The organism is Marinobacter sp., assembly GCF_041984545.1.
In the GTDB taxonomy this organism is placed as follows: Bacteria; Pseudomonadota; Gammaproteobacteria; order Pseudomonadales; family Oleiphilaceae; genus Marinobacter.
In genome coordinates, this window is the sequence record NZ_JBHIXV010000022.1 from 46,672 (window position 1) to 68,352 (window position 21,681).

Consider the following 21,681-nt stretch of genomic DNA (forward strand, 5'->3'; position numbering starts at 1 on the left):
CAATCCTGATCCCAAAGGTTACCGTATGTGACCTCAGATGCCGATAACCGAACATCGATGCCAACAAGCGAACACCCAGGCAACCGAGGAGACAGCGCAATGTGGACACTGATTACCGGGGCGAGCTCCGGCATCGGCCGGGCCCTGGCCCTGGAGCTGGGGCAACAGGGACATAACCTCCTGTTATCCGGTCGCGACAAGAGCCGGCTGAGCCAGGTGGCGGAAACGATCCGGGAGCAATCGCCTGAAAGCCGGTGTGAGATCCTGCCTGCCGATCTCTCCGATCCGGGCAGCACACGGGAATTGGCGGCCAGGATCGGTGATGTGGTCGAACGCCTCGATGCCTTCGTGTACTGCGCCGGCATTGGCGAGCCGGCGCCGGATTTCGCCAGCCTGGAACTGATTGATTTCCAGGAAGCGCTGGCGGTGAATGTCTCGGCGCCCCTGTTGCTTTGCCAGCAGCTGCTGCCGCTGATGCGTGGTGGCGATGTGGCGTCGCGCATCGTGATGATCGGCGCGGGCATGGACAAACAGGCCCAGCCTGGTACGGGCAGCTATGGTATCAGCAAGATGGCCCTGCGCCGGCTGGTGCGCCAGATGGCGGTGGAATTCGACTCCATGGCGGACGGCCCGGTGGTCAGTCTGTTCCAACCGGGGTTGGTGGACACACCGGGCATCCGGAAGCACATCGCCAAGGCGGAAAGCCTCGACCTGCCCCATGGCCGTTGGCTGGCGGGTCGGCTTGACGCCGGCGAATGCCTCACCGCGGAGCAGGCGGCCAGCGCTCTGGTATTCACCCTCAGGCAGGTGCCCGACAGCGATTTCCATGGAGCGGTCTTCAATGGCCGGGATCTGGTGGACTCGCTGTCGTTCGCAGCCAGTTAACGGGGCCCGGAGGCCTCATCAACCCGCTGCAGGTTAGAGCGGCACCCGCATGGTTTCCGAACCGCTCTCCGGCATGCCGATCATCTCATCGGTGCCGGTGGGCGGAATCACCTCGGTCTGATCCACCTGGTAATCGTGGAAATAGTCCCTCACTGCGCAGGCGCCGGAAAACATCACCGGCTTGTCGTAGGCGTCGGTGAGCACGTAGCCCTGACCGTCCAGGTAAAACCGCGCCATGTAATAACGACCCTCCATGGAGACAATTTCCAGCAGGGAAATGCGGTCGTGTTTGTGGGATCTCAGCTCGCCGGTATCCATATGCATGGGAAGTCTCCCGCAGGTTTGTTGTCGTAAATACCAGTACGGCAGATCCTGGCAAACAGGTCATATAATGATCAGAAAAGGGAGGCATCCAGGGCAGGTCGTATTGATCCGTTAACGAGCAACCACGAGGTGGTGCTATGAGATACGAACAGGAGCGGGCCGGGATCCCACCGGCCCTAAGGCTGCTGGTGGCGGTTTTCGCCTCGGCACTGGTCTGGGCGGCCGGTGTTCAGGCCGATGGCGCGGACAAAGACGCGGACATCCAGGAAACCATCCTCCGGCAGATCGAGGCGTTTGCCAACGATGATTGTGAACAGGCCTGGGCCTTTGCCTCCGAAGGTGTCAAACGACGTTTCGGTTCGTCTGATGTCTTCGTCGCCATGGTACGGGAGGCCTACCCGGCGGTGCACCAGGCCACGGCCATCGAGTTCACCGAAAGGGTGCCCCACGGCGCCTTCGAAATTCAGGTGGTGCGTTTGCAGGGCCCCGATGGCAAGCGCTGGGATGCCTACTACCGGATGGTGATGAGCGAGGGCGACTGGAAAGTTGCGGGGGTGCGGTTGCACCCCGCCGAGCTGGGTATCTGAACCCGGGCTTCAGGCCAGATGCCGGCCCCCGTCCAGCGGCAGCGTGCGGCCGGTAATGTAAGGGTTGTCCAGCAGGAACTGGATGGTGTTTACGGCCACCCGGGTGCCCGGTTCGATGCCCATCAGGGATTTTTTCAGGGTTTTTTCCCGGTATTCGGCGCTGTCGTCCTCGTTGAAGATGATCAGCGAGGGGGCCAGGCTGTTCACCTTCACCCTGGGCGCCAGCAGCCGCGTAAACGACAGCGTGAGGTTGGTCAGCGCCGCCTTGCTCGCCGCGTAGGCAATGTGTTTGGCGCTGCCCTTCTCCACAACGTAGTCGGTCATGTGAATGATATCGGTGGTCGAATCCCCCCTCTCAAGCAGATCCCGGCAGGCCAGGTTGATGCGGTAGGGCGCCATGGCGTGGATCTGCATCATGGCGCTCATCACGGCTTCTGGTGGCTGGTCGGGATTTTCCGGGAGCCAGTCGGAGGCATTGTGGATGATGGCTCGCAAGTGGTCGGTCTCACTCCGGAGTGTCTCGATAAACCGGTCGATGCCCTCGTTGGTGCCAAAGTCCGCCTGTATGCAGCAGGCGCCGGCTTGCCGTAGTTCGTCGATTCCCGGCCGGTGCGAGCGATAGGTGGCAATTACAGGCTGGTTGCGGGACAGGCAGGCTTTGGCGTAGGCCAGGCCAATTCTCTGGCCGGCACCAGTGATCAGGATGGGGGCGGTCATGTTATGTTTCCACTGTTGAAGCAATCATACGCACTACGTTGTTTCCGCCATTGCGGGTCAGTGGAACTTTCCAACATCTTCTCCCAAATCCAACTTTTTCATGGCTGAATCAATGGCAGCACTGAGCGTTGTCAAGGCGAAACCCGGTACCGCAGATCTGAACAATCCGCTGTACTACCTCGAGAACATGGAGACCGTGGTGGGCTGGGTGTACCGTCATCACCCGGACCTGCTCACCCCGGAGGAAGGTGACCGGCTGGCGGACTTTGCCCGATTGACGGTGCCGGCCCGGGCCCTGTTGACCCGGATGGTGATGCGCTCGGGTGAATTGTTCCGCACCGACAAGCTGCATTACCCGGAGCTTGGCGCGCCGGCGTCGCAGGCGCTGGCCGAGCTGGCCGGCACCGGCTGGCTGGACGCCGAACCGTCGGTGAGCCTGGATGACCTGTTCAGGCTGTTCACCCTGGCGGAACTGCGCCCTGTTTTCGCCGACACCCTCAAGGGCGCCGGCGCGCCTCCCTCCCTCCCCAAAGCCCAGATGCGTGAGACGTTACGCGCCCGGTTTCCCGATGCGCGGTCCATTGAAGACTGGCTGGGTGCGGGTCGGCCAGGCGTTGTGAAGCTGAACACCATGGCCCTGTTCGATCGCGTCCGCCTGATGTTTTTCGGCAATCTGCGCCAGAGCTGGTCGGATTTCGTGCTCGTGGAGCTGGGTCATCAGCGCTATGAAACCGTCCCCTTTACACCGGAATCCCGGGCGTTCCAGCACCGGGCGGAAGTGGACCTGTACCTGGCCATGCATCAGTGCCGTGAATGGCTGGATGAGGGCCTGCCCGCCCGGGAGGTGTGGCCAGAGGTGCCGCCCCCTTACGATAACGCCTGGCTGTCCAGCCGCCGCGACCGGCTGCTGCTGGAGCTGGGCCGCCAGGCCGAGCGCCAGGGTGATCGGGAACTGGCCCTGGAGGCCTTTTCTGCCAGCAGCCACCGGGAGGCCCGGCTGAAGCAGCTGCGCCTGCTGGAGCGGATGAAACGGTTCGCTCAGGCCTGGGAGGTCGCCACCGCCTGGGACGCACAGGAGCTGAGCGACGCCGAAGTCCAGGGGCTCGGTCGAATCCTCCGGCGGCTGGCCCCGAAGGTTGGCGAACCCACGCCGGTAACGGCCGCCTCGCCCACCATTGGCGAAACCGTTCTCACCTTGCCAAAACCCGAGGCGGGCTCGGTGGAGCACGCCGTCCAGCAGCACCTGTCGCGGCCCGATGCACCCGCCTACTACGTGGAGAACACCCTGATCAACGGGTTGTTTGGTCTGTTGTGCTGGCCAACGATCTTCGCGCCGGTGCCCGGGGCTTTCTTCCATCCCTTCCATGTCGGGCCGGCGGATCTGACCCGGGAAGATTTCGTCAGCCGGCGGCGCCTTGCCCTCGAGCAGGCCTTCGGCTATCTGCAGGATGGCAGCTACCGGCAGCGTATCCTCGATCATTACCGGGCCAAGTACGGCATCAGCAACCCGTTCGTAGTCTGGCCGGTGCTCACCGAAGACCTTCTGGAGGTGTCGCTGGACTGCCTGCCGGCCGACGACCTTGAGAAACTGTTCCGGCGCCTGCTGCGCAACATCCGCGAGCACCGCAGCGGCCTGCCCGATCTGATCCGCTTTTTCCCCAACCGCAACGATGGCCAGAAGCGCTACGAACTGATCGAGGTGAAAGGCCCGGGCGACCGGCTGCAGGACCACCAGGTGCGCTGGCTCGAGTTCTTCGCCCGGGAGGGGATGCCCGCCAGCGTCTGCTACGTGCGCTGGCAGACCGGCGAGGAGGCCGGATGACCATCAAGGTCGCGGTCCGAACACTGTGTGAGTTCGCGGCCCGCCAGGGCGACCTGGATTTCAGGTACACGCCCGCACCCACTGCCGAGGAGGGCATCGCCGGCCATCAGTCCATCCAGTCCCGGCGTGGCTACGGCTTTCAGAGTGAGTACCCGCTGACCGGTGAATGCCTGGGGTTGAGGCTTTCCGGGCGAGCGGATGGTTACCACCCGCACGCGGGTCGGCTTGAAGAGATCAAGACCCACCGGGGCGACCTCTCCCGCATCCGCGAGCACCAGCGGGCGCTTCACCGGGCTCAGTTGCGGGCCTACGGCGCGCTCTTGTGCCGGCAGGAGCAACGAGCCAGCGTGGAGCTGGCACTGATCTATTACGACACCGGTAAGGACCGGGAAACCACCGTGGTGGAAACCGCCACGGCGGGTGAACTCTGGCAGGAGCTGGAAAACCTGTGCGGGCGCTATCGGGCCTGGGCTGAACAGGAGGAACACCACCGCGAGCAGCGTAACGGGCTGCTGGCCGGCCTGACTTTCCCATTCCCGACGTTTCGCCCGGTGCAACGGCGGCTGGCGGAAACGGTGTACAAGAACACGGTGCGATCCGGCACGCTGCTGCTGGAGGCGCCCACTGGCCTGGGCAAGACCCTGGGTACCCTGTTCCCGGCCCTGAAGGCGATGCCGACCACCGGCCAGGACCGGCTGTTCTACCTGACCTGCCGCAACACCGCCCGTCAGCTGGCCCGGGACGCCGTGGCCCGTTTGCATGATGCCCAGGATAGTCCGGCCTGGCCGTTGAGGACCCTGGAGCTTGTATCCAGGGACGACGCCTGTGAGCACCCGGACAAGGCCTGCCATGGCGAATCCTGCCCGCTGGCAAAAGGCTTCTTCGATCGGCTGCCGGATGCCCGCGCCGAGGCGGCACAGACCCGGGGCGTTCTGGACCAGGCCGCGCTGGCGAGGATTGCCGCCGGCCACGACATCTGCCCCTATTTTCTGGCCCAGGAAATGGCCCGCTGGAGCGATCTGGTGATCGGTGATGTGAACCGGCTGTTCGATCAATCCGCCCTGCTCCATGGCCTGCTTCGCCAGAACCACTGGAAGGCTGGCGTGCTCGTGGACGAGGCCCACAACCTGGTGGACCGCGGCCGGGGCATGTATTCGGTACGGCTGGACCAACAACGGTTGTTGCGGTTGCGCAAATCCGCGCCGAAGGTGCTGAAATCGGCGCTGGATCGTACCGCCCGGGCCTGGCAAAGCCTGATTCGCGACCACGGGAACGAACAGGACGCGCCGGTGTTCCTGGATACCTTGCCGGGGCCGCTGATCGGTGCTCTCCAGGGTCTGGTTTCCAGTCTCACCGATTACCTGGCGGAACATCCGCCCGATCTGGCCCTGCAGGAGCTGCTGTTCGAAAGCGTGGCTTTCATGAAACTGGCGGACACCTTCGGTGACCACTCCCTGTGTGAGTTCCAGCGTGCTGGCCGGGGCCGCGCCAGCGTAAGTATCCAGAATCTGATTCCGGCCGATTTCCTGCGGGAGCGGTTCGAGGCCGCGCATTCGGTGCTGTTGTTCTCCGCCACCCTGAGCCCCGGGGTGTATTACCGGGACCTGCTGGGCTTGCCGGACCATGCCCGCTTTGCCGCACTGCCCAGTCCGTTCAACGCCGACCAGCTACAGGTACAGTTCACGCCCGGCATCAGTACCCGCCAGGTTCACCGGGAGGCATCGCTGGTACCGATTGCAGAGCTGATTGCCCGCCAGTTCCGCGAACGGCCCGGGCATTACCTGGCGTTCTTCAGCAGCTTTCAGTACGCCCGGCTGGTCAGTGAAGCACTGGCCCGGCAGGCGCCGGACGTGCCCCAGCGCTCCCAGCAGCCGGGCATGTCGGTACAGCAGCGGAGCGAGTTTCTGGCCGGATTCCGGGAGCCGGCGGGCGCGGTGGCGTTTGCAGTGCTGGGCGGGGTGTTCAGCGAGGGCATTGATCTGCCCGGTAACCAGTTGATCGGCGCCTTTGTGGCCACCCTCGGTCTGCCACCCTTCGATGCCTGGCACGAGCGGCTGAAGGTTCGCCTGGAACAGCGTTTCCAGGCTGGCTACGACTACACCTACCAGGTTCCAGGATTGCAGAAAGTGGCCCAGGCGGCAGGCCGGGTCATCCGGACACCGGAGGACCGGGGCGTGATCTGGCTGATTGACGACCGCTTCCTGCAGCCCGGTGTCAGTCGGCTGCTGCCCCGTTGGTGGTTTGCGGAGCCCGCGGGCCCGCCGCTCTCGGGCGAGTCTTCAGCGAACGGTTGATGGTGACCGTTTTGCACGGGGTTCCGGGCACCAGCGCCGCCATGGCCTGATCAAGGGTCGCCCGGGCGATGGCTTCGTGGTCCTGGGGCAGGGAATTGACCGAAACCGGCAGGAAATCCAGCAGCCGGTCATCGCCGAAGGTGGCCAGGCGTAGCTGCTCCGGTAGCCCTCCCGGAAGCTCGAGCAACACGTCCAGTACCCCCTGAAGCAGCGTGTACGAGGCGGTGACCAGTGCGTCCGGCAGCCCGTCTTCGCGAAGAATCCGCCGCATCATGGCGGCACCGGAATCCCGGTCGTAATGGGAGCCGCTCTCGATGAGCGTGGAGACCCCGGCCTCGCCAGCGGCGGCCTGAAAACCTGCCCGCCGGTCCCGGGTCATCGCCAGTTCCGGTACGGCATCCAGCCAGGCGATGCGGGCGGTGCCAGGCGCCAGAACCGAGCGGGTCAGTTCGTGGGCCGCCGCGCGGTTGTCGCTGAGCACGCAGTGCAACTGGTCGGGTGACTGGGCCCGATCCACCGCCACCACCGGCAATCCGGCCTTTTGTAATTGTGGGTAGAAGGGGTCGTCCGGCGCCAGCGCGCTAGCCACGATCAGGGCATCGCAGCGCCGGGCTTTCAGGGCTTTCGCAAGGGCTTTCTCGGTGGCGGGATTGTCGTCGGAGCCGGCAATCAGCAACTGATAACCCTTGGCCCGGGCACCCTGCTCGAGCAGCTTGGCCAGCCGGGCGTAGCTGGTGTTTTCCAGATCCGGAAGGATGAAGCCAAGCGTGCGGCTGGCCCCACCCCGAAGGGCCGCGGCCTGGGTATCCACCTGGAAGTCATGGGCCTGTGCCACTGCCAGCACCTTGTCGATGGTTTCCGGTTTGATGCGCCGGGCCGGCCCCTGGCCGTTTAGCACGTAGCTGGCGGTGGTTCGGGATACGCCGGCCAGTCGGGCCAGTTCCGCAAGCGTCATGGTGAACCGCTCCCCTCAAAGATTGCTTGATTTCTGATCATATCTGTTTCATGATCGATTTTAAGCATGCTGACACGATTCAGCAAACAAAAACGACGACGCGCTACCAGAACGGAACGCGCAACCAGAACAAAAAGCGAGGCACGCACATGCTGACGCTCACTGCCAACGACGTTCGACTGGGTGCCAGGGCCACAGACTGGCAGGATGCCCTGATCCAGGCGGCTCAGGACCTTGAACAGGCCGGCCGCACCGCCACCGCTTACCGGGACGGCATGATGGCCCGGGAACAGCAATCCTCCACGGTACTGGGCAACGGCATCGCCATTCCCCACGGCACGCCCCAGAGCCGCGAGGCGGTGCTGGCCACCGGTATCCGGCTGCTGCAGTTCCCGGATGGCGTCACCTGGCACGATGGCGCCCGCGTTCACGTGCTGGTGGCCATTGCCGCCCAGTCAGATGAACACCTGGAGATTCTCCGCCACCTCACCCGCGTGCTGGACAAGCCCGGCCTTGCGGACAAGCTTGCCCGGGCCACGGATGCCGAGGAGCTGGTGGCATTGCTGTCAAAAGCCCCCGCAGTGGCCAAGTGCGACAGCGAGACCCTGTGCCTGGGCGTTGACGCAACCACCCCGAACGAGCTGGCCCTGGTGGCGGCGGCGCGACTGCAAAGTCTGCACTGTGTGGACACCGACTTCCTGGCCAGCATCATTGGCCAGCCCCCGGTGGAACTGGGCCAGGGTTTCTGGCTGACCCACCATACCGTTGGCGCCCGGCGTCCGACCCTGTCGCTGGCGACTCCGAAGCGCACCACTTCTGAGCTGCGAGGGGTGTTCTGCCTGGCCGGCCCCGGTGACGAATGCCACGACCTGCTTGATCGCATCGACTATTTCCTGGCCAGCGGCGAGCCGATCGAAGGTCTCAGCGCCGACGCCGTGCTGGCCAGACTCTCCGGCGAAGCGGCCGATGCGGTCACCGCCAGGGTGACCCTGCTCAATACCCACGGTTTGCATGCCCGGCCGGCCAAACAGCTGGTCCAGGAGGCGCGTCGCCACAATGCCGCCATCCGGATTCGGCTGCTGGAAGGCGACGGCAGTGCCGTATCGGCCACCAGCCTCACCCGGGTGATCGGCCTGGGCGCTCGCCGGGGCCAGACGCTCCTGCTGTCGGCCACCGGCGACGAGGCCGAAACGGCCATCCAGGCCCTGACCCGGGCCATTGAGGAAGGCCTTGGCGAAACGGTGTCGCCCCTGCGTCAGGCCGAGCGGCCGTCCTCCGAGCCGAAACCCCAACCCGCTGAACCCCTGGCTGATGACCAGCCAGTGAAAGCCGTGGCGGCCTCGCCGGGCCTGGCGCTGGCGCCGGCTTTTGTCATGCGCCAGCCAGTATTGGAATACCCGGCATCCGCAGCCGACAGCGAGCACGAGATTCAGCGCCTGAACCGGGCCCTGGACGACTCGGACGGCCAGCTGCGCAGGCTGATCCGACAGGCGGAAGGCGGGGAAGCCGCACCGATTCTCTCAGTGCACGTGGAAATGCTGCAGGACGAGGACCTGTATCAGGCGGCGCTGGAAGCGATCAATGAAGGCAGCTCCGCGGAGGCCGGCTGGTGGCAGGCCATCGATACCGCTGCCCGGGCCCAGGAAGCCCTGGCCGATCGCCTGCTGGCGGAACGGGCCGCGGACCTTCGGGATGTCGGCCGCCGGGTGCTGGCGAATCTCTGCGGTGTTGCCATGCCCACGCCCCCGGACACCCCTTATATTCTGGTGGCCGATGATCTCGGGCCGTCGGACGTGGCCCGGCTGGACACAACCCGGGTGCGAGGCCTGGTCACTACCCGGGGCGGCGCCACCTCCCACAGCGCCATCCTGGCACGGGCCCTGGGTTTGCCGGCGGTGGTGGGTGCCGGGGAGCGCATACTGACCATCCCCGAGGGTGCCAATCTGGTGGTGGACGGTGAACGCGGCTGCCTGGTGCCGAACCCCGGTGCCGAGCGATGCGAGAAGATCCGGCGGCGTTTGCAGCAACTGGAATCCCTGCAGGCAGAAGCACATGAAAACCGGCACCAGCCGGCCACCACACGAGATGGCCACACCATCGAGGTCTGCGCCAACCTGGGCAATACCGCCCACACGCCGGACGCCGTGGACCGCGGCGCCGATGGCGTTGGCCTGCTGCGTACCGAGTTCATTTTCATGGCCCACCCGGAAGCGCCCGATTCGGCCACCCAGGTCCGGGAATACCAACAGGCGTTCGATGCGTTGAACGGCCTGCCGCTGGTGGCGCGCACCCTGGATGTAGGTGGTGACAAACCCCTGGATTACTGGCCGCTGCCTCAGGAAGACAACCCGTTCCTGGGCATGCGGGGTATCCGGCTCTCGCTGACCCGCCCGGACATCCTGGAAACCCAGGTTCGGGCCCTGCTGACCGCCGCCGGCGACCGGCCCCTTCGTATCATGTTCCCCATGGTGAAGGATGTGGAGGAGTTCCGTGCAGCCCGGGCCATCGTCTCCAGGGTGCAGGCGGAAGTAAGGGCCAGTGATGTCCAGGTGGGCGTGATGATCGAAGTGCCTTCCTGTGCCCTGCTGGCTTCCACCCTGGCGCCGGAAGTGGACTTCTTCTCGGTTGGCACCAACGATCTGACCCAGTACACCCTGGCCATCGACCGTGGCCACGGCCAGCTGTCGGCGGAATCGGACGGTCTGCACCCCTCGGTGCTGCGGCTGATCCGGATGACCGTGGAGGCGGCCCATGCCCATGATCGCTGGGTTGGGGTGTGCGGCGAGCTGGCCTCGGACCCCCAGGCCATTCCGGTACTGGTGGGCCTGGAGGTGGACGAACTGTCGGTGACCAGTCGCCGGGTGCCCCTGGTGAAGGCCTGTATTCGAGGCCTCAGCCTTGAAAATGCCCGTCGCCAGGCCGAGGCCGCCCTGTCCCTGGCAACTGCGTCCGAGGTGCGTGACGCCCTGGAGGCCTGGTGATGGCCAAGGTGCTTACTGTGACCCTGAATCCGGCCCTGGACCTGAGTGTCGAAACCCCGGTGCTGGTTCCGGGGAAGGTCAATCGTACCGGCAACACCCGGCTTGAGCCGGCCGGGAAGGGCATTAACGTGGCCCGTGTGCTGGCGAGCCTGGGCCATACGGTCACGGTGTCCGGCCTGCTGGGCGAGGCCAATGCCGGTCCCTTCGAGCGCCTGTTCGAGGTTGAGGGCCTGGGTGACCAGTTTGTGCGTATCCCGGGCCAGAACCGCATCAACATCAAGATCGCCGAGAATGGCGGCCGGATGACTGACCTGAACGGGCCCGGATTCCACGTGCCGGATGACGCCCTGAAACGCCTGCAAGACCGGTTGGCCCGGTTACTGACAACCTGTGATGCGGTGGTGATTGCCGGCAGCCTGCCCGCGGGCCTGCCGGCGCCGGTGGTGGCAAGCCTGGTTCGGCAGGCCGCGGATGCCGGCAAGCCCGTATGGCTGGACGCCAGTGGCGAGGGCCTGAAGGTCGGCCTCAAGGCGGGGCCTTTCGCCGTTAAACCCAACACTGAGGAACTGTCGGAATGGCTGGGCGAGCCTTTGACGGACCTGGCTTCTGTGGCAAGCGCGGTTGCCCGTCTGCATGACAGCGGTATCGCCAGCGTGGTGGTGTCCATGGGCGCGGACGGCGTGCTGTGGTCCTCACCCGGGGGCAGTCTGCGATCCCGGGTACCGCCGGTGCCGGCGGTCAGTACCGTGTGTGCCGGCGATACCCTGCTGGCGGGCATGCTCCACGGCGTGCTCGCAGGCCAGCCCGATGCCGCAGTATTGACGTTTGCCACTGCCCTGTCCGCTGAATGTGTGCGCCATAGCGGGGTCGGAAACCCCGGGGCGCCGGACTTTTCTTCCCTTCTCCAACAGACCCGGGTGCAGGCATGGCCCGAGGACAACAAGACCGGAGAGATGCCGTTATGAACCTGATCATTGTGACTGCCTGCCCCCAGGGCGTGGCAACCCGTTTTCTGGCCGCCCGGGCCCTGGAGCGGGCCGCGAACCGGCGTGGCTGGTCGGTAACCACCGACAGCCGGGGGCCGGATGGACAAGCGGACAGCTTGCCCGATGCGGCCACGATCGAGAATACCGATCTGGTCATCGCCGCGCTGGGCGTGCCGGTGAATCTCGATGCCTATGCCGGCAAACCCCTCCTGCAGGTGCCGGTAACGGCGGCGCTTCCGGATCCGGACGCCATTCTCGACCGGGCGAGGGCAGAAGCCGCGCCCTGGGATCCGGCCAGCGCCGGCGCGCCACCGGCCTCCTCTGGCGCTGAGGAGAGCCGTGCCTCGGCCGGCAAGCGCATCGTCGCGGTAACCGCCTGCCCCACCGGTGTTGCCCACACCTTCATGGCCGCCGAGGCACTGACCGCCGCGGCAGAATCGGAGGGCCACCAGATCCGGGTGGAAACCCAGGGCTCGGTGGGTGCCCAGGACCCCCTGACCGGCGATGAGATCGCCAACGCCGACGTGGTCATTCTGGCCTGTGATATTGAGGTGGACCCGGGCCGGTTCGCCGGCAAGCGGGTGTGGCGTACCTCCACCGGTACGGCCCTGAAAAAGCCCGCCGATACCATCCGCGATGCCCTGGCCGAGGCGAAGGTTCTTGAGTCTGGTCCGCAGAAGGCGGCCAGCAGTGCCGGCGGCGAAAAGCGGGGGCCCTACAAGCACCTGCTGACCGGCGTGTCGTTCATGCTGCCCATGGTGGTGGCTGGCGGGTTGCTGATTGCCCTGTCGTTCGTGTTTGGTATTGAAGCCTTCCAGCAGGAAGGCACCCTGGCGGCCGCGCTCATGCAGATCGGCGGCGGCACTGCCTTCAAGCTGATGATTCCGCTGCTGGCGGGCTATATCGCCTGGTCCATTGCCGACCGGCCCGGCCTGGCGCCCGGCATGATTGGCGGTTACCTGGCCGGTGAGCTCGGGGCCGGTTTCCTGGGCGGCATTGCCGCCGGCTTCCTGGCAGGTTACGTGGCCCGCTTTATCAGCCAGAAGCTGCCCATGCCCGAGAGCATCGAGTCCCTCAAGCCCATCCTGATCATTCCCCTGCTGGCCAGCCTGGTGACCGGCCTTGGCATGATCTACGTGATCGGCGAGCCCATGGCGGCGATCATGGACACCCTCATCTCGTTCCTGGAAAGCATGGGCACCACCAATGCCATCCTGCTCGGCGGTATCCTCGGTGCCATGATGTGCTTCGACCTGGGCGGGCCCGTGAACAAGGCCGCCTACACCTTCGGGGTTGGGCTGCTGTCGGAAGGCAGTGGCGGTTCAGCCCCCATGGCCGCGATCATGGCCGCAGGCATGGTGCCGGCCATCGGCATGGGCGTGGCCTCGTTTGTGGCCCGGCGCAAGTTTGCCGAGGCCGAGCGCCAGGCTGGTCGGGCGTCGTTTGTGCTGGGCCTGTGCTTCATATCCGAGGGCGCCATCCCCTTCATGGCCAAGGATCCCCTGCGGGTAATTCCGGTGTGCATGATTGGCGGGGCCATCACCGGCGCGCTGTCGATGCTGTTCGCCGTCAAGCTGATGGCACCCCACGGCGGCCTGTTTGTGCTGGCCATTCCCAATGCGGTGAGCGCGGTCCTGCCCTACCTGCTGGCGATTGCAGTCGGCTCGCTGGTGATCGGATTTGGCTACGCGCTGGTAAAAACCGGCAAGGCGGAAGTGGCGGCTGCAGCCGGATGACCGGCCCTGCTTCGGTTCTGATTGGCCGGGCCAGAGGCGGGGATCAATCGGATTGATCACCCGAGACAATCCGGTTCCGGCCGGACCGTTTGGCCGCGTACAGCGACTGGTCGCAGGCGGCGAGCAGATCGCGCACCGAGGTGTGCTCCCCGCCCTCGTCCGACCAGTTCACCACCCCGGCGCTGAAGGTGACGTTGAACACCGTGCCCTCGAAGCTGACAAACCGCTCGTTTTCCATGGCGGTGCGCAGTAATTCCGCCACATGCCCGGCTTCCGAAAGGCCGGTGTTGGGCATAAAAATCATGAACTCCTCGCCGCCGGTGCGGGCCACCACGTCGGTCTTGCGTGTCCGGGCGTCAATGATCTCGGCAAACCGTTTCAGCACCCCGTCGCCCATGGGGTGGCCGTAGGAATCGTTGATGGCTTTGAAGAAATCGATGTCCAGGGAGATGAGAGAGAAAGTCTCGCCGTAACGCTCCCCTTGCGCCACGGATTCCTGAAGCTTGCGCAGCATGTACCGGCGATTGTAAAGCCCGGTCAGTTCGTCGGTAATGGACAGCTGCTCCAGTTCCTGTTCAAGAGTCTTCTGCCGGTCGATGTTGGTGACAATGCCATGCCAGGTGATGGTGCCATCCGGATCCTTCTCCGGCTGGGCCACGCCGCTGAGCCAGGTAACCCGGCCTGCCACCTGTACCCGGTATTCGCAGACCCATTCGGACAATGTCTCTGCCGACACCGCGATGCTTTCACGCAGGGCCACGAGATCATCCGGATGAACGAGGTTGAAGAGCAGTTCGGCGTCCTGCAGGCACTGTGCCGGAGACAGTCCGTAGAAATCCTGGGTCTTCTCACTTACATAGCGAAAGTAGTAGTGCCCGCTCGGCTCCATCACAAAGGTGTAAATGATGCCGGGCAGGGATTTGGACAGTTGCTCCAGCTGGTGTTCACTGACTTTCTCCCGCGTAACGTCCAGGTGAGTGCCCATCAGCCAGCGGGTATTGCGGCCCTGGTCGTCCGTCAGCAGGCAGCCCCGGGTATGGATGTAACGCCAGTCGCCGGATTTGTGGAGCATGCGTACCACACACTCGAACTGGGGATTCTGGCCATCAAGGTAGCTGGCCAGGACCTCCCGGGCATTCTGAAGGTCTACCGGATGGCAAAGGTCTTCCCAGGTCTTGAAAGTCACCGGTTCCAGCTCTTCCAGAGAGTAACCCAACAGATCCGCCCAGCGCGGGTTGTAGATGACCTCGCCCGAGTCCAGGTTCCATTCCCAGGTGCCGGCGCCGGTGCCTTCAAGAATGGCTTTCAGCCGTATTTCCGGTGTCAGTTCCATGAGTCCTTCTGTTCACTCAGTGTTCAGGCCGATTGGTCACGCCGGGATTCCCAGTCAAAGCGGGCGGCCCACGCCAGGGCGCGGGCCAGGGGCATGGGTTTGCTGTAGAAGAAACCCTGGCCAAGGTCACAGCCCAATTCGATCAGCTTCGCCTCGGCCTCGGCCGACTCGATGCCTTCCGCCACCAGTCGGCGCCGGAAGCTTTTCGAGAGGCTGACAATCGCGCTCACAATCATTTCGCTGTCCGGATTGGTGAGCATGTCGGTTACGAACGAGCGGTCAACCTTGATCTCCTGGGCGGTCAGCCGCCGGAACAGATCCAGCGACGAGTAACCGGTGCCAAAATCATCCAGCGATACATCCACCCCGAGCTCCCGGCAGAAGGCAAGGTGCTCGAGCACCCGGTCGGTATCGTCCAGCGCCGTGGTTTCCAGCACCTCGAGAATGAGGCGCGAGCGGATCTCGGCCGGGCAGTCAGACAGGGCCTGCTCCAGGTCCTCCCGGAAGCCCGGCCCCAGGAAATGGGAGGGGCTGAGATTCACGCTGATGCTGTAGGGCAGATTCCGGCTGTAGAAATCCCGGAGCCGCGCAATGGCCTCTCCCAGCACAAAGTTGCCGACCTTGCAGGCGTATTCGGTGTATTCAATGTGATCCAGGAAATGCCCCGGGCCCAGTACGCCGTCCTCGGGGTGGTTCCAGCGCAGGAGCGCCTCGAAACCCTCCACCTGACGTCTGCGGAAATGGATCTTCGGCTGGTAGTACAACTCCAGCTCGTCCCGTGCCAGGGCCGTGCCCATCTGCTCGATGACCCGGATGCGTTCCTTGCGGGAGTGATGGGAATCCAGGTCGAACAGCACGTAATGGTTCTTGCCGGCTTCCTTGGCCGCGTACATGGCCTGGTCGGCGTGGCGCAGCAACTGGTCGGTGTCGGAATCATCCTCGGGATAGACGGTAACGCCCATGCTGCCTGAGAGGTGCAGCACATGGCGCCGGTAACTGATAGGCTCGCGGATGGCCTCCAGCAGCCTGGCATAGACCCGTTCGTCGTCCACATCCCGGAGAATGGCGACAAACTCGTCGCCGCCCAGGCGTGCGACCACGTCGTGGGCCCGCACGCTCCCCAGCAGCCGTTCCGCCACTGATTTCAGCACCGCGTCGCCGACGGCGTGGCCGTGCTGGTCGTTGATCTCCTTGAAACCGTCCAGATCAATGAAGCACACCGACACCAGACCTTCGCGCTTTCGGGCCTCTTCCAGCTCCTGCTCGAACAGTTCGGTCATCCGACGCCGGTTCGGAAGACCGGTCAGTGCATCGTAGTTGGCGGCCTGCTCAAGGTTTCGCTGATGTTCGCGTTTCTCCTGATAGAGCCGCTTGCGTTCGATCAGGTTGCCCAGGGTCTGCATCAGCGGTTCCAGCTCATTGGCCAGTCTCATGGAGTAGCCGCCGGCGCGGTTGGCCAGGCCAATCAGGCCGATCTGCTGGTCGCCCGAGAAAACCGGTATGCCAACGTAGCTGGTGATCGGGGGGTGGCCCTCGGGCAGGCCCTTGGCCCGGGAATCCGAGGCCACATCGGCGGAAACGATGACCTCGCCGGTGGTCATGGGCAGGCCAAGAATATTATCCAGGCGGTCGAACACCATGCCCCGGCGCTCGACTTCCTGAAAAAGCGCCTGGGTTTCCGGGCTCCAGGCAATGTTGGTGATGGCGCCGACCCTGAGAAATGGCGTGCCATCCTCCCGGTGCAGGATCTCACCGATAAAGCCGAACTGGCTGCCCGTCAGCGTCAGCAGATCATTGAGCATCAGCTCGAAAGCGGCGTGCTCGTTGTCATTGGTGAGGAACACATTCTGCGCTCGATGGATAGCCCGGCTCAGGTGTGAAACCTTCACAAACTCGCCGTCACCGGTCTCGAGAAAGGCCCGTTCGAGCTCGTCCTCAACGATGCTGGCGAGGCTGCGCAGAACATCCAGCTCGATCTCGGTAAATCGGCGCGGTTTATCGTCGATGATGCAGAGACTGCCGATCTTGAAGCCGCTGGGCTCCCGTACAGGCATGCCCGCGTAGAAGCGGATATGCGGTTTGCCGGTGACCAGTGGATTGTCGCGGAACCGGGGATCTTTGGTGGCGTCCTCCACCAGCAGGATCCTGTCCTGCTGGATAGCGTAATCGCAGAAGGCCACGGATCTCGGTGTTTCTGTTACCTCGAGCCCCTGGCGAGACTTGAACCACTGGCGCTCGGCATCAAGCACCGAGAAAAGTGCAGTTTTGACGCCGTAATAATGCTTGGCGATCCGAGTCAGCCTTTCAAACCGTTCCTCCGGCGGGGTGTCGAGAATGCCCAGGCGTTCAAGCGCCGCCAATCTGCGTTTTTCGATACCCGGGTTTGTCATCCAGCGCTCCAGGAAGGTTCCGTGACTACTTGAACCTGACAACCAGTTCGTGGAGCTCGCCTGCAATCTGCTCCATCTCCTTGACACTATGGGTGGATTCTTCGCCTTTCGCCAGATTGTTTTTGGCCAGGCTGGAAATATTCTCCACCTGTTCGTTGATCTGGTCTGACACCTGGGCCTGTTCTTCCACGGCCGCGGCCATCTGCATGGCCATTTCGGCAATGGTGCTCACGGACGTGGCGATGTCACTCAGGGTTTTCTCCGCCTCCAGCATCTGCTCCAGGCCCGTATCGGCAGCGGCCTTGCCCTGGTCAGCCACTTTCACCGACTCCGACGAGCGGGTGATCAGCCCGCTGACAATGTTGTGGATGTCGCTGGTGGAATCCCGGGTACGTTTCGCCAGGCCGCGCACTTCATCAGCCACCACCGCGAATCCCCGGCCGTGTTCGCCGGCACGGGCGGCTTCGATGGCGGCGTTCAGGGCCAGCAGGTTGGTCTGGTCAGCAATGTCTTCAATGATCTTGGCGGCTGCGGCAATCTGCTGGGTCTGGATGGACACCTCGCCCACCGAGGCACTGATTTCGTGAACGGTGGTTTTCAGATGCTCGATGGCCTTGCGAGTACCCGCCACCACTTCCGAGCCCTGGTCGGCAAACTCCCGGGCGCCTTCGGCCTTGTCGGCGGTGGCCTGCACGTTGGCCGACACATCGGCAATGGTCTGCGACATCTCATGCACAGCGGCGGCGACCTGTTCGGTTTCGGCCTGTTGCTTGTGCAGGGTATCCTGGGCGTCGTAGGCGATCTCCAGCCCTTTGACTGCCGACGTCTTGACCTGTCCGGCGGAATCCTCGATGCGCGTCAGTACCGCGTCCAGATGGGAGCGCATGGCCTTGATTCCGACCTTGATTCGACCCAGGGAGACATCGTCGTCGGTGTAGGTGCGCGCCGCGAGGGGATCGGAAAAGTTCTGCTCAAGCTGGCCGAGCACAGCGCTGACCAGGCGCTGTTTCGAGAGCTGCATCCAGAGCCCATAAGCGATAGCACCGCCACCAAGCACGAGTTCCGAGAGCAGCGTTTGTCCGGCGAGAAACAGCGCAGCGGCGGCGACAATCACGCCCGCCAGGAACAACGCCGAGCCGGAAACCCGTTGCCATAGCGAGGTCCCGGATTTGCCGGCTCAAATCGCCGCATACACCTTTTCTGCCCGCTCTACGTCTTTGCGGTCCGGGCAGGAACGTACAGACTCATAGCCAATGATCTCGCCCTTCTCGGTCACCGGCGTGACATAGGCGCTGACCCAGTAATAGTCGCCGTTCTTGCAGCGGTTCTTCACCATGCCCATCCAGGGCTTGCCGGCCTTGAGATAGGACCACATGTTGGCATAGGCCTCCGACGGCATGTCCGGGTGCCGCACAATGTTGTGGGGCTGGCCGATGAGTTCTTCACGGGTAAAGCCGCTGACGTCCACGAACGCCTGGTTGCAATGTCGGATCTTGCCTTTCAGGTCGGTGGAGGAAATCAGTTTCTGGGACGGTGAATAGGTACGTTCATGGTTGGTGACTGGCAGGTTCTTGCGCATTTGGGTTTCCCGGACATTACGGCCTAGCCGCTTCATTTGGAGCGTAGGATACAAAGCCGTATTTTACGCGCAGTTTTAGGTATAAATTTGTTATTGAACAATGAGTATTTGCAACTATAAATGGGTGCAGGTTTTGGTTTGTGCTTTTGGGGTTATGGCGTAGTGCGGTCAAGGTATTGGAGTGCTGTGATTTCGGACACTGCAGGGAGGCGCGGTAGCAAGTGTAAGATTGCCCTTCTATAATCGTAATCATGAAAAAGCTAACCCTTAAATTGAATGACCGTACCCCTGAAACGCTCTCTATGAAGCGTCTCGGACAGTACATTGCACACCTCTCCGATATGCTTGGGGAGGTGGAGCATGTGCATTTTGATTCGGTCAGCAGAGGTAGCGCCAAACTGAATGTAGATATTGAAGATCTGCATTATGAGAAGGTACTCGCCCACGTGCGTGAAGTGCCAAATGGCATCGGTGCGAAGAAGCAGCAATTAGCTTACCGCAACTTGCAACAACTCATGGATGAGGACGGCACAGGAGGTGCGATCTTGAACGATACCCAAACCAGCATCCTTTCGTTCAGGAAACGAGCGGACGACGATCGCCCTTTGGTCGTGAAAAAAACTGGTGCAGTACAGGGCCGGCTGTATCTTGTTGGCGGCAAGGATGAAACGGTTCCGGTCCGGCTTGAAGGTGCTAACGGCGAAACCCTTCACTGCGAGGCCACCATGGCGATGGCCCAGCAGCTTTCTGCGCTTTTGTTCCAACAGATCCGAGTGGCGGGTCCAGGTCTGTGGGAGCGCCTGCCAGAAGGCGGCTGGAAGCTCCGAAAGCTCAAGATCGAATCTTACCAAGAGTTGGAAACGACCAGTTTCGGTGATGTGGTCAGCCGGCTTCAGGCAGTAGGGGGTTTGAAATGGGCGGACATGGAAGATCCGCAGGGAGTGGCCAAGGATCTGAGAGGCTGATTTGAAGCTTTTAGTAGACACCAACATCCTGATCCAGATTCTTGCTCCGAACAAAACGGGCCTTACCCGCCCGGATAGCAGTCTTGAACTTGATAGAGTTGATGAACGGGCTCAGGCGTTCGTCTCTGAGGTAGAACGAAGGAACGCGCTGATACTGATGCCAACGCCGGTTCTTTCTGAATTTCTGATGGGGGTCGAGGTGTCAAAGTATCAGGAATACCTCGATACGTTGAACGGCAGTGCCTGCTTTGAGATTGTCGATTTTGATACGGCGGCGGCAATTGAATGCGCTCAGCTCCCCGATAGACAAGAGCTTGCCCAGATCTCGCCTGGACAAATTGCCAGCAAACTCAAGTACGACCGGCAGATCGTTGCCATTGCGCTGGCTGCGATGGCCAATGAAGTCTGGTCGCATGATGACTCGCTTCGCAAAATTGCTAGCGTACAGGGATTAACGGTTAGATCGCTGGCGGATATTGAACCGCCAGCGGTTCAAGAACAGATGTTTTCACCTGACGAAGGCATCTGAAATAGTAGGCGATATTTTAACGTTCCCGCCTGTTAAGTTGTTCACTTCTCCATACGGCTGGTCGTCATGTGGCTTTCTTACTTCCAAGCGAACGTGACAGATCTCTCGAGATGTCCATCAAAGCGGACTCAATTTCCGGGTCCAGACTTGCGGTTGCCACGTACTGCGGTACAACAAGTCTGGCCTTCTCGACCTCAGGTAATTGGCGCAGAACGTCCAGGTAACGTTCCAGCAACTCGGGTTTCGTTGTTGGCCGCGTCAGTTCCTTCTTGAGCCGCTCCTCGAACCGCTTCAGCTCGTCCTCATCATCAGTGTCATTCAGCTCCCAATGCAGCTGACGGGCAAGCGCCTTGCGTGACCATCCCACTCTCGCGATCAAAGACTCAATGACTTTTTGAAGCTCCAGCGTTCGTTCAGTCCCCATTTGTCCCCGGCCCCCTCTGTATCTTTTGAACTGTCCCAGCGGGGACATACACCAAACATTGATGGAGAAATACCATGAGCAAAGCAAAAACACCGATGTCGCCGGCCGCTGCTGCACGTATTCAGAGCGCTACCGCAAAGCAGCATGGTGGAACCACACCGAAAGGCTCCTTTGCAGCGAAAGCACAATCCGTGGCGGCCAAAAATATGGCTTCCGGTGGTCAACGACCACCGAATGGACCAAGCACAACAGGCGGCAAATCTGGCAAGGGACGTGGAAACAATCCGCCCCGCTCCAAGTAACTAGAGCTGCACAAGCGGGGGCGCTTCTGCCCCCGTTTTACCTGCACTCCTTTGCGCTCGCTGACAGCACGGTTTTGAGTTCTGATTTGCGCTCGTCGAGTTCGTTGTAGGGCAACGCCTCCACGGTTTTACCCACGGCGCAAAGACAGATCTCCTGTTTTGATTCGTATAGCCCGCGTGGCAGAACGTTGATATCCCCATTGGTACACGCATTCACCATCGCATACTCCAGCTCCATGGGGTAACGCTTGTCGTCCAGCAAGTTGCGATCGACCAGGCCATATCCAGTAAAACCAACCGTGAATGCCAGGACTGCTGGCAAAGCACCTCGTGCGCCATACTTCTGCCCCGTGATGGGCTTCTCGCATTTTTCGCACTCGATGTTTCGGTGCTGATTCAGCTCGTTGACGGCAGAACAGGCAGGACAATTCACCGAAATGGTGGTCGAGTTGTCGATTTCACTGGTCATTTTGCAGCCTGTTCCGATTTCCTGATTTTTGTGCGGCGTCCCGACGGTTTTTGCGCCGCCCGCTCCGCCTTGATCCGCTCCAGCAACGCCTCCGCACTGTTCTCCCCACGGATCAGCTCCGGATTCTCCTTGCGCCATTTCTCGGTGAGTTCGCCCCGGAAGGCTTTGGCCAGGATGGACTGGGTGAGGTTGTTGACGCGGGCCAGGGCGTTGTTGACCTGTTGTTCGATGCGGTCGGCGTGGGCGAAGAGTTGGTCTACTCGGCGGACGATTTCGGTTTGTTCCGTCAAAGATGGGAATGGCAGGCGAAGCTCGTTCAAAACCTTTAAGTTGATATTCTTCTGGGCTGAGTTATGGTGATTTCTGGTGTATGGAAGCAGGTTGAAGGGGTGGCGTATCCTGT

At 62.5% G+C, this 21,681-nt stretch carries 20 protein-coding genes; 10 read left to right on the forward strand and 10 right to left on the reverse strand.

Going from position 1 to position 21,681, the window contains the following annotated elements:
• Positions 1–99 precede the first annotated feature (99 nt).
• The gene (locus ACFC20_RS11600) at positions 100–885 is read left to right on the forward strand and encodes an SDR family NAD(P)-dependent oxidoreductase (protein WP_375172425.1); all 786 of its coding nucleotides are present in this window, start codon (positions 100–102) and stop codon (positions 883–885) included.
• 33 nt (positions 886–918) lie between these two features.
• Here the strand turns inward: ACFC20_RS11600 and ACFC20_RS11605 are convergent, their stop codons facing one another.
• Entirely contained in the window at positions 919–1,209 is a 291-nt protein-coding gene (locus ACFC20_RS11605; protein ID WP_375172426.1) for a DUF6482 family protein, read from the reverse strand.
• A gap of 137 nt (positions 1,210–1,346) precedes the next feature.
• Between ACFC20_RS11605 and ACFC20_RS11610 the strand changes: the two genes are divergently transcribed.
• Positions 1,347–1,796, forward strand: a complete 450-nt coding sequence (locus tag ACFC20_RS11610) for a DUF4864 domain-containing protein (RefSeq protein WP_375172427.1) — start codon at positions 1,347–1,349, stop codon at positions 1,794–1,796.
• Between the two features lie 9 nt (positions 1,797–1,805).
• Here ACFC20_RS11610 and folM read toward each other — a convergent pair whose 3' ends face one another.
• Positions 1,806–2,513 (reverse strand): dihydromonapterin reductase, encoded by a 708-nt coding sequence (folM, locus tag ACFC20_RS11615; RefSeq protein WP_375172428.1) that lies wholly within the window; start codon positions 2,511–2,513, stop codon positions 1,806–1,808.
• Positions 2,514–2,625: 112 nt separating this feature from the next.
• Here folM and ACFC20_RS11620 point away from each other — a divergent pair, with 112 nt between their 5' ends.
• Together ACFC20_RS11620 and ACFC20_RS11625 are read left to right on the forward strand one after the other, a co-directional pair.
• Positions 2,626–4,335: a VRR-NUC domain-containing protein gene (locus ACFC20_RS11620; RefSeq protein ID WP_375193150.1), complete on the forward strand. Its 1,710-nt coding sequence runs from the start codon at positions 2,626–2,628 to the stop codon at positions 4,333–4,335.
• A gap of 2 nt (positions 4,336–4,337) precedes the next feature.
• The gene (locus ACFC20_RS11625; RefSeq protein ID WP_375172432.1) at positions 4,338–6,629 is read left to right on the forward strand and encodes a helicase C-terminal domain-containing protein; all 2,292 of its coding nucleotides are present in this window, start codon (positions 4,338–4,340) and stop codon (positions 6,627–6,629) included.
• Here the strand turns inward: ACFC20_RS11625 and cra are convergent.
• On the reverse strand, positions 6,550–7,584 hold the full coding sequence (gene cra / locus ACFC20_RS11630; RefSeq protein ID WP_375172430.1) for a catabolite repressor/activator: 1,035 nt from the start codon (positions 7,582–7,584) through the stop codon (positions 6,550–6,552). The genes ACFC20_RS11625 and cra overlap by 80 nt on opposite strands.
• Before the next feature lie 149 nt (positions 7,585–7,733).
• Between cra and ptsP the strand changes: the two genes are divergently transcribed.
• From ptsP to ACFC20_RS11645, 3 genes are read left to right on the forward strand one after another with little or no spacing between them, the layout of a single operon-like run.
• The gene (gene ptsP / locus ACFC20_RS11635) at positions 7,734–10,565 is read left to right on the forward strand and encodes a phosphoenolpyruvate--protein phosphotransferase (protein ID WP_375193151.1); all 2,832 of its coding nucleotides are present in this window, start codon (positions 7,734–7,736) and stop codon (positions 10,563–10,565) included.
• Positions 10,565–11,530, forward strand: coding sequence for a 1-phosphofructokinase (pfkB, locus tag ACFC20_RS11640; RefSeq protein WP_375193152.1), 966 nt, complete (start codon positions 10,565–10,567; stop codon positions 11,528–11,530). Before ptsP ends, pfkB begins: the two co-directional genes overlap by 1 nt.
• The gene (locus ACFC20_RS11645; RefSeq protein ID WP_375193153.1) at positions 11,527–13,287 is read left to right on the forward strand and encodes a PTS fructose-like transporter subunit IIB; all 1,761 of its coding nucleotides are present in this window, start codon (positions 11,527–11,529) and stop codon (positions 13,285–13,287) included. Before pfkB ends, ACFC20_RS11645 begins: the two co-directional genes overlap by 4 nt.
• Positions 13,288–13,330: 43 nt before the next feature.
• Here ACFC20_RS11645 and ACFC20_RS11650 read toward each other — a convergent pair whose 3' ends face one another.
• The 4 genes from ACFC20_RS11650 to ACFC20_RS11665 are packed head-to-tail and all read right to left on the reverse strand — an operon-like array spanning position 13,331 to position 18,589.
• On the reverse strand, positions 13,331–14,620 hold the full coding sequence (locus ACFC20_RS11650; RefSeq protein WP_375193154.1) for a diguanylate cyclase: 1,290 nt from the start codon (positions 14,618–14,620) through the stop codon (positions 13,331–13,333).
• 23 nt (positions 14,621–14,643) lie between these two features.
• Complete coding sequence (locus tag ACFC20_RS11655; protein ID WP_375193155.1) at positions 14,644–17,010, reverse strand: EAL domain-containing protein; 2,367 nt, start codon at positions 17,008–17,010, stop codon at positions 14,644–14,646.
• 25 nt (positions 17,011–17,035) lie between these two features.
• Entirely contained in the window at positions 17,036–18,139 is a 1,104-nt protein-coding gene (locus ACFC20_RS11660; protein WP_375183395.1) for a methyl-accepting chemotaxis protein, read from the reverse strand.
• Between the two features lie 48 nt (positions 18,140–18,187).
• Positions 18,188–18,589, reverse strand: coding sequence for a PAS domain-containing protein (locus ACFC20_RS11665; protein WP_375183396.1), 402 nt, complete (start codon positions 18,587–18,589; stop codon positions 18,188–18,190).
• Between the two features lie 251 nt (positions 18,590–18,840).
• Here ACFC20_RS11665 and ACFC20_RS11670 point away from each other — a divergent pair, with 251 nt between their 5' ends.
• Together ACFC20_RS11670 and ACFC20_RS11675 are read left to right on the forward strand one after the other, a co-directional pair.
• Positions 18,841–19,554: a hypothetical protein gene (locus ACFC20_RS11670; RefSeq protein ID WP_375193156.1), complete on the forward strand. Its 714-nt coding sequence runs from the start codon at positions 18,841–18,843 to the stop codon at positions 19,552–19,554.
• Position 19,555: 1 nt separating this feature from the next.
• Positions 19,556–20,083, forward strand: coding sequence for a type II toxin-antitoxin system VapC family toxin (locus ACFC20_RS11675; protein ID WP_375193157.1), 528 nt, complete (start codon positions 19,556–19,558; stop codon positions 20,081–20,083).
• A 64-nt stretch (positions 20,084–20,147) separates the two neighbouring features.
• Here the strand turns inward: ACFC20_RS11675 and ACFC20_RS11680 are convergent, their stop codons facing one another.
• Positions 20,148–20,507: a hypothetical protein gene (locus ACFC20_RS11680; RefSeq protein ID WP_375193158.1), complete on the reverse strand. Its 360-nt coding sequence runs from the start codon at positions 20,505–20,507 to the stop codon at positions 20,148–20,150.
• Positions 20,508–20,581: 74 nt separating this feature from the next.
• Here ACFC20_RS11680 and ACFC20_RS11685 point away from each other — a divergent pair, with 74 nt between their 5' ends.
• The gene (locus ACFC20_RS11685) at positions 20,582–20,809 is read left to right on the forward strand and encodes a hypothetical protein (protein ID WP_375193159.1); all 228 of its coding nucleotides are present in this window, start codon (positions 20,582–20,584) and stop codon (positions 20,807–20,809) included.
• Positions 20,810–20,846: 37 nt separating this feature from the next.
• On the opposite strand, the gene ACFC20_RS11690 is transcribed toward ACFC20_RS11685, so the two are convergent.
• Together ACFC20_RS11690 and ACFC20_RS11695 are read right to left on the reverse strand one after the other, a co-directional pair.
• Positions 20,847–21,278 (reverse strand): hypothetical protein, encoded by a 432-nt coding sequence (locus ACFC20_RS11690; protein ID WP_375193160.1) that lies wholly within the window; start codon positions 21,276–21,278, stop codon positions 20,847–20,849.
• The coding region (locus tag ACFC20_RS11695) for a restriction endonuclease subunit S (RefSeq protein ID WP_375193161.1) at positions 21,275–21,681 on the reverse strand (407 nt) is incomplete at its 5' end. The genes ACFC20_RS11690 and ACFC20_RS11695, both read right to left, overlap by 4 nt.

What these genes read in the sequence shown, in the direction of transcription:
- ACFC20_RS11600 (WP_375172425.1), top strand. Translation starts at nt 100, where the DNA reads ATGTGGACACTGATTACCGGGGCGAGCTCCGGCATCGGCCGGGCCCTG.
- ACFC20_RS11605 (WP_375172426.1), bottom strand. Translation starts at nt 1,209, where the DNA reads ATGCATATGGATACCGGCGAGCTGAGATCCCACAAACACGACCGCATT.
- ACFC20_RS11610 (WP_375172427.1), top strand. Translation starts at nt 1,347, where the DNA reads ATGAGATACGAACAGGAGCGGGCCGGGATCCCACCGGCCCTAAGGCTG.
- folM (WP_375172428.1), bottom strand. Translation starts at nt 2,513, where the DNA reads ATGACCGCCCCCATCCTGATCACTGGTGCCGGCCAGAGAATTGGCCTG.
- ACFC20_RS11620 (WP_375193150.1), top strand. Translation starts at nt 2,626, where the DNA reads ATGGCAGCACTGAGCGTTGTCAAGGCGAAACCCGGTACCGCAGATCTG.
- cra (WP_375172430.1), bottom strand. Translation starts at nt 7,584, where the DNA reads ATGACGCTTGCGGAACTGGCCCGACTGGCCGGCGTATCCCGAACCACC.
- ptsP (WP_375193151.1), top strand. Translation starts at nt 7,734, where the DNA reads ATGCTGACGCTCACTGCCAACGACGTTCGACTGGGTGCCAGGGCCACA.
- pfkB (WP_375193152.1), top strand. Translation starts at nt 10,565, where the DNA reads ATGGCCAAGGTGCTTACTGTGACCCTGAATCCGGCCCTGGACCTGAGT.
- ACFC20_RS11645 (WP_375193153.1), top strand. Translation starts at nt 11,527, where the DNA reads ATGAACCTGATCATTGTGACTGCCTGCCCCCAGGGCGTGGCAACCCGT.
- ACFC20_RS11650 (WP_375193154.1), bottom strand. Translation starts at nt 14,620, where the DNA reads ATGGAACTGACACCGGAAATACGGCTGAAAGCCATTCTTGAAGGCACC.
- ACFC20_RS11655 (WP_375193155.1), bottom strand. Translation starts at nt 17,010, where the DNA reads ATGACAAACCCGGGTATCGAAAAACGCAGATTGGCGGCGCTTGAACGC.
- ACFC20_RS11665 (WP_375183396.1), bottom strand. Translation starts at nt 18,589, where the DNA reads ATGCGCAAGAACCTGCCAGTCACCAACCATGAACGTACCTATTCACCG.
- ACFC20_RS11670 (WP_375193156.1), top strand. Translation starts at nt 18,841, where the DNA reads ATGAAAAAGCTAACCCTTAAATTGAATGACCGTACCCCTGAAACGCTC.
- ACFC20_RS11680 (WP_375193158.1), bottom strand. Translation starts at nt 20,507, where the DNA reads ATGGGGACTGAACGAACGCTGGAGCTTCAAAAAGTCATTGAGTCTTTG.
- ACFC20_RS11685 (WP_375193159.1), top strand. Translation starts at nt 20,582, where the DNA reads ATGAGCAAAGCAAAAACACCGATGTCGCCGGCCGCTGCTGCACGTATT.
- ACFC20_RS11690 (WP_375193160.1), bottom strand. Translation starts at nt 21,278, where the DNA reads ATGACCAGTGAAATCGACAACTCGACCACCATTTCGGTGAATTGTCCT.